Origin of the sequence: Petrocella sp. FN5, from assembly GCF_029210395.1 — a bacterium.
Taxonomy (GTDB): Bacteria; Bacillota; Clostridia; order Lachnospirales; family Vallitaleaceae; genus Petrocella.
Genome location: NZ_JARGDP010000141.1, coordinates 1 through 2335, shown reverse-complemented (window position 1 = coordinate 2335; position 2335 = coordinate 1). Strand labels below are relative to the sequence as shown.

Sequence of the window (2335 nt, the reverse complement as noted above, 5' to 3'; positions counted from 1 at the left end):
AAATAAAAGAAGAAAAAAAGGAGCTCCAGAATGTCAGAATTAAAAGAACATCCAAAAAGCTCAAGAGACCATGCTTAACCACAAAAAATCATTGAAACACTATCCAATAAAGCGGTAGTAATTAAGGCAAATGCTGGTACGATGAAATCAAGTGTTGAATATATATCAGTGTTTTCTAAAGATGTAGTGAATGCAGCAAAGTAAGGTGAAAAAGTAATCGAAAACAATAATAAGGGCAATTTACCAGTAAACAGCCGAAAATTGGCAAAGCAAAAAAGATTGGTCGCAACTTTATTAGAGTTGATTTTTATGACCAGCTCTTAAGACTTCATAATCTCCTGTTTCAGTGTCCAACTTATAGATGTTAAAATTGGTTTTGATGTCAAAACCTTGGTAGTGTTGTGCTAAGTTGAGTGAAGCTGACCCTTCTTGACCACTAACAATTCTGTGGAAAACATAGCGTGGCCATACCAACATGGCACCACCCTCATAGACCAGTTTTCCATTTTTGTGAACGCTGTTTGCAGTAACTGTGAAGTGTTCGATCTTACCATGTTCTGGTGTATAGATATCGACTTCCCTTTTGCCATAAAGGACGACAAGGTTATCTGCCTGGTGGGTGTGCATGTACCAAGGTTGTTCTACATCTCCTACCGGTTCTGGTGATACAGCATTGCTTTTATGCAGCACTCGGTCTAAAGAGTCAACGCTCGCTATGGTGTCAAGTGGAATTAGATCAAAGGTAACACCTTCTGTCTTTCGGAAGGTCTTAAATTCTATGATTTGATACAAGCCTTCAATTTCTTCAATAATATTAACCATCATATAATCCTTTCAAGTCATATCATAACGATATGTTTATTTTATTTAGTATGCCCTAAATTTTAGTGTATTTTTTATTGCTTAGTGTCTTAAAAATAGAGACTTAATGAGCTTCGATTGCCATGGTTTTACAGAATCTTTTAACTCCTTAAGGGCTGCAGTTTTAAAAATTTCCGCTTCAGTTGGATATGAAAAAATTAGACCTAAAAAGGCACTGGCTTTCAGTTTTTGCCGAATAGCTAAAGTGGCTACGGGAATCATTTCCCCAGCTTTTTCACCAACAAGTGTTGCTCCAATGAGTTTGTTTTTGTTGCTAATAATTAGCTTTAAGAAGCCTTTTTCATCGTTTTCAGCTCTCGCACGGTCGTTGTCACCAAGGGGAATGAGAATTGATTTATTAAAGACTGAAGATTCTCTGGCAGTGACTTCTGTATGTCCAACATGGGCAACTTCTGGTTTTGTATAGGTTGTCCAAGGAACTGCAGAGTAATCTAATTTGGCTCCCAAATGAAAGATGCTATTGCGGATCACAATACCAGCTTGATAACCAGCCATGTGCGTGAATTGATAAGGTCCGGTGACATCACCGCAGGCATAGATGTTTTTGAAGTTCGTTTGAAGTTTATTATTTGTAATCACGTAACCACGTTGATTTACCTTAATACCAACTTTTTCAAGACCTAAACCTTCTGTAACAGGAGAACGGCCAAGAGATACTAAGAGATAATCTCCAACGATTTCTTTCTTTAGCCCATTTTTTTCTACGATAACGTTTATTTGGCCGTTGTTAGTTAATACTTCAACAATTTTAGTAGTCAGGTGTAGAGAGATACCATCTTGAAGAAGTACTTCTTCCATTAACGGTCCTACTTCAGGATCATCTTTTGCAAATAAATGAGGATTTTGGTCAATGATTGTGACATCTGAACCAAGATGTCTAAATCCTTGACCTAACTCAAGACCGATTGGACCGCCACCTAGTACAATGAGGTGTTTTGGCTGGGTCGTTAGATTGAAAATATTACGATTGGTCAAATAAGGGACTTGATCTAGCCCTTTGATAGGAGGAATATAGGGTTTTGAGCCACTGGATATCACAATGTTCTTTGTGTTCAAAACTTTTTCTCCAACTTTTACATGATGAATGTCTACAAGCTCACCACTTCCAAGAATTACTTCAACCCCTAGTCCTTCATATCGTTCGACAGAATCATGGGGTTCAATAGAAGTAATGACCTCTTGTACTCTTCCCATGAGTTTTTCGATGCTTACACCCTTAAGCTCAGTATCAAGACCAAAAAGTCTCGAACTATCAATATCCTTTGCTAAATGCGCCCCTTTTAAAAAACTTTTACTAGGAACACAGCCAGAATTCAGACAATCTCCACCCATTTTTTCGCTTTCAATAAGTGCAACTTTTGCACCCAGTGAGGCAGCTCCTGAAGCTACGACGAGGCCACCACTTCCTGCGCCAATAACAATTAAATCATAATCAAATTTCATACATTTTATC

The 2335-nt window shown here is 37.9% G+C and carries 2 protein-coding genes; both read right to left on the bottom strand.

Annotated features, from left to right (window positions below; all coding sequences use genetic code 11):
* Positions 1-294: 294 nt before the first annotated feature.
* The gene (locus P0N36_RS15015) at positions 295-825 is read right to left on the bottom strand and encodes a hypothetical protein (protein ID WP_275843689.1); all 531 of its coding nucleotides are present in this window, start codon (positions 823-825) and stop codon (positions 295-297) included.
* 78 nt (positions 826-903) lie between these two features.
* Positions 904-2335, bottom strand: a 1432-nt coding sequence (locus P0N36_RS15010; RefSeq protein WP_275843687.1) for a dihydrolipoyl dehydrogenase family protein, incomplete at its 5' end; no start/stop codon positions are given.

Excerpts from the sequence above, each read along its gene's own strand:
- P0N36_RS15015 (WP_275843689.1), bottom strand. The coding sequence starts at position 825 with ATGATGGTTAATATTATTGAAGAAATTGAAGGCTTGTATCAAATCATA.